We start from the raw sequence: 1,352 nt of genomic DNA, 5'->3' as shown, positions 1-1,352 counted from the left end.
TGAACCGCCCTGGGTTTGTTGGAGACTCCTGATCTTGGAAACGAGAATAGAGTCATGGCAACGAGTCAGGGATCTGGGAAGTCGACGGCACGTCGGTATTCACCGGAGGAGAAAGCTGCTGCAGTCCGGATGGTTCGGACCTTGCGGTCGGAGCTGGGGACCGAGCACGGAACAGTGCATCGGGTCGCGTCGCAACTAGGATATGGGACTGAATCGGTACGGGCGTGGGTGCGGCAAGCGGATGTTGATGATGGCCAGAGCCCAGGGGTGAGTACATCGGAGGCCAGGCGGTTGCGCGAGCTCGAGCAGGAAAACCGTGAGCTGCGGCGGGCGAATGAAATCCTCAAGCGCGCCGCGAGTTTCTTCGGGGCGGAGCTCGACCGCCAACATCGGAAATAGTCTCGTTCATCGATGCGAACAAGGACGACATCGTTGAGGGACGCCGGCTCGGAGTCGAGCCCATCTGTACGCTGCTGCAGGTGGCTCCGAGCACGTATTACGCCGCGAAGAACCGCGCACCATCGGCGCGAGCCATTAGCGATGCGGTCCTCACTCCGGATCTGATCACACTCTGGGAAGACAATTACCGTGTCTACGGGGTCCGCAAACTCTGGAAAGCAGCCCGTCGCGCCGGGATCGACATCGGCCGAGATCAGACCGGCAGGCTGATGCGCGCTGCGGGCATCGAAGGTGCGATGCGTTCAAAGCGTGTGAAGACGACGAGTCCGGATCCTGCCGCGAGGAGGCATCCGGACTTGGTGAACCGTGAGTTCACCGCGGTGGCCCCGAACCGGCTTTGGGTGACCGATCTGACCTTCGTTCCGACGTGGGCTGGTGTCGCGTATGTCTGCTTCATCATTGACGTGTTCAGTCGGATGATCGTCGGGTGGCGGTGCGCGTCGCACATGCGCACCGAGATGGTCCTCGACGCGATCGAGATGGCACGGTGGGGCCGCGGCACCCATCACGGTGACTTGCGCTGTCACAGCGATGCGGGCAGTCAATTCACGTCGATTCGCTACGGCGAACGTCTTGCCGAGATCGGTGCGGCGCCGTCGATCGGGACCGTCGGCGACAGTTATGACAATGCGCTGGCCGAGACCGTGAACGGCTATTACAAGACCGAACTCGTCCGCGGACCCGCCCGATCTGGTCCCTGGAGAACGGTTGAGGACCTCGAGCTAGCGACCCTCGGATGGGTTCACTGGCACAATACCGAACGTCTGCACGGCTACCTCGGCGACATTCCGCCCGCAGAATTCGAGCAGGCGTTCTATGCTGGCAAAACCACCATCAATCAACTGGTGGAAATCAAATAGCGCGAGTCTCCATCAAACCCAGAGCGGTTCAGT

Annotated in this window: 1 protein-coding gene; it reads left to right on the top strand. The window is 61.1% G+C overall.

Annotated features, from left to right (window positions below; translation table 11 throughout):
- Nucleotides 1–54 precede the first annotated feature (54 nt).
- Nucleotides 55–1,319, top strand: a protein-coding gene (locus tag DDA93_RS16060; RefSeq protein ID WP_237715321.1) for an IS3 family transposase whose coding sequence is annotated in 2 segments (ribosomal slippage) — nucleotides 55–358 and nucleotides 358–1,319 — 1,266 coding nt in all. Because the reading frame shifts where the segments join, the coding sequence is not laid out codon by codon here.
- The last annotated feature ends 33 nt before the right edge of the window (nucleotides 1,320–1,352 follow it).

Source organism: Arthrobacter sp. Bz4, from assembly GCF_003075455.1.
Taxonomy (GTDB): domain Bacteria; phylum Actinomycetota; class Actinomycetes; order Actinomycetales; family Micrococcaceae; genus Arthrobacter_D.
The sequence above is the reverse complement of the archived record's forward strand: the minus strand, read 5'-3'. Positions and strand labels throughout refer to the sequence as shown.